Source organism: Pilimelia terevasa, assembly GCF_014647915.1.
Classification (GTDB): Bacteria; Actinomycetota; Actinomycetes; order Mycobacteriales; family Micromonosporaceae; genus Pilimelia; species Pilimelia terevasa.
Map to the genome: position 1 here is coordinate 2,501 of NZ_BMQC01000032.1, position 2,890 is coordinate 5,390.

At 56.4% G+C, this 2,890-nt stretch carries 2 rRNA genes (1 of these 2 only partly in view); both read left to right on the forward strand.

Annotated features, from left to right (window positions below):
* Positions 1-2,683 (forward strand): 23S ribosomal RNA (locus tag IEY75_RS20540) (it extends 428 nt beyond the left edge of the window).
* 88 nt (positions 2,684-2,771) lie between these two features.
* Positions 2,772-2,888, forward strand: a 5S ribosomal RNA gene (rrf, locus tag IEY75_RS20545).
* Positions 2,889-2,890 lie beyond the last annotated feature (2 nt).

Genomic DNA, 2,890 nt, shown 5'->3' on the forward strand with positions numbered 1-2,890 from the left:
AGTGGCGTGGTCTTCTGTGGGTGTTCCCGAGTAGCAGCGGACCCCTGAAATCTGCTGTGAATCTGTCAGGACCACCTGATAAGCCTAAATACTACCTGGTGACCGATAGCGGACAAGTACCGTGAGGGAATGGTGAAAAGTACCCCGGGAGGGGAGTGAAATAGTACCTGAAACCGTTTGCCTACAATCCGTCGGAGCCTTACGGGGTGACGGCGTGCCTTTTGAAGAATGAGCCTGCGAGTTAGTGGCATGTGGCGAGGTTAACCCGTGTGGGGGAGCCGTAGCGAAAGCGAGTCTGAATAGGGCGCTTTTAGTCGCATGCTCTAGACCCGAAGCGGAGTGATCTAGCCATGGGCAGGCTGAAGCGCGGGTAAGACCGCGTGGAGGGCCGAACCCACCAACGTTGAAAAGTTGGGGGATGACCTGTGGTTAGGGGTGAAAGGCCAATCAAACTCCGTGATAGCTGGTTCTCCCCGAAATGCATTTAGGTGCAGCGTCGCGTGTTTCTTGCCGGAGGTAGAGCTACTGGATGGCCTAGGGGGCCCACAAGCTTACCGAAGTCAGCTAAACTCCGAATGCCGGTAAGTGAGAGCGCGGCAGTGAGACTGCGGGGGATAAGCTTCGTAGTCGAGAGGGAAACAGCCCAGATCACCAGCTAAGGCCCCTAAGCGTGTGCTAAGTGGAAAAGGATGTGGGGTCGCACAGACAACCAGGAGGTTGGCTTAGAAGCAGCCACCCTTTAAAGAGTGCGTAATAGCTCACTGGTCAAGTGGTTCCGCGCCGACAATGTAGCGGGGCTCAAGTACACCGCCGAAGCTGTGGCATTCACATTTGTACCAGGCCGGTTCTTTCGGGTTCCGGTCCAGGTGTGTGGATGGGTAGGGGAGCGTCGTGTCGCGGGTGAAGCAGCGGGGTGACCCAGTTGTGGACGCGACACGAGTGAGAATGCAGGCATGAGTAGCGAAAGAAGGGTGAGAAACCCTTCCGCCGGATGACCAAGGGTTCCAGGGCCAGGCTAATCCGCCCTGGGTGAGTCGGGACCTAAGGCGAGGCCGAGAGGCGTAGTCGATGGACAACGGGTTGATATTCCCGTACCCGCGAAAGAACGCCCATGACGAACCTTGCTGTGCTAACCACCGGAAGCTGCGGTGACCTTCGGGTTGTTGTGGTGGACGCTGGGAACCTGGTGGGTAGTAGTCAAGCGATGGGGTGACGCAGGAAGGTAGCTGATCCCGGCCGGTGGTTGTGCCGGGGTAAGCGTGTAGGCCGCATCATAGGTAAATCCGTGGTGCATGAAGGCTGAGACGTGATGCCGAGCCGTTTTGGTGAAGTCAGTGATCCTATGCTGCCGAGAAAAGCCTCTAGCGAGTTCTTAGCGGCCCGTACCCCAAACCGACACAGGTGGTCAGGTAGAGAATACCGAGGCGATCGGGCGAACTGTGGTTAAGGAACTCGGCAAATTGCCCCCGTAACTTCGGGATAAGGGGGGCCGGACACGTGAAGCAACACGCTTGTGGAGCGTGGTATGGCCGCAGAGACCAGGGGGAAGCGACTGTTTACTAAAAACACAGGTCCATGCTAAGTCGTAAGACGATGTATATGGACTGACGCCTGCCCGGTGCTGGAACGTTAAGGGGACCGGTTAGCTCTTCGGGGCGAAGCTGAGAACTTAAGCGCCAGTAAACGGCGGTGGTAACTATAACCATCCTAAGGTAGCGAAATTCCTTGTCGGGTAAGTTCCGACCTGCACGAATGGCGTAACGACTTCCCTACTGTCTCAACCACAGGCCCGGCGAAATTGCACTACGAGTAAAGATGCTCGTTACGCGCGGCAGGACGGAAAGACCCCGGGACCTTTACTATAGCTTGACATTGGTATCCGAATTAGCTTGTGTAGGATAGGTGGGAGACTGTGAAGTCCACACGCCAGTGTGGGTGGAGTCAACGTTGAAATACCACTCTGGTTGATTTGGGTATCTAACTTAGGACCGTGATCCGGTTCAGGGACAGTGTCTGGTGGGTAGTTTAACTGGGGCGGTTGCCTCCTAAAAGGTAACGGAGGCGCCCAAAGGTTCCCTCATCCTGGTTGGCAATCAGGTGTTGAGTGCAAGTACACAAGGGAGCTTGACTGTGAGACTGACAGGTCGAACAGGGACGAAAGTCGGGACTAGTGATCCGGCACTTGCGAGTGGAAGCGGTGTCGCTCAACGGATAAAAGGTACCCCGGGGATAACAGGCTGATCTTCCCCAAGAGTCCATATCGACGGGATGGTTTGGCACCTCGATGTCGGCTCGTCGCATCCTGGGGCTGTAGCAGGTCCCAAGGGTTGGGCTGTTCGCCCATTAAAGCGGTACGCGAGCTGGGTTTAGAACGTCGTGAGACAGTTCGGTCCCTATCCGCCGTGCGCGTAGGATACTTGAGAAGGGCTGTCCCTAGTACGAGAGGACCGGGACGGACGAACCTCTGGTGTGCCAGTTGTCCCGCCAGGGGCACGGCTGGTTAGCTACGTTCGGAAAGGATAACCGCTGAAAGCATCTAAGCGGGAAGCCTGCTTCAAGATGAGGTATCCCACCCACTTAGTGGGGTAAGGCCCCCAGCTAGACGACTGGGTTGATAGGCCGGAAATGTAAGCACGGTAACGTGTTCAGTTGACCGGTACTAATAGGCCGAGGACTTGACCTACAAACATGCTACGCGTCCACTGTGTAACTCTGAACAAACAACCCCACCCCCAGTGTGGGGGCTGGTGTGGTTGACATGTTCATAGAGTTACGGCGGCAATAGCGGAGGGGAAACGCCCGGTAACATTCCGAACCCGGAAGCTAAGCCCTCCAGCGCCGATGGTACTGCACTCGTGAGGGTGTGGGAGAGTAGGACGCCGCCGGACAT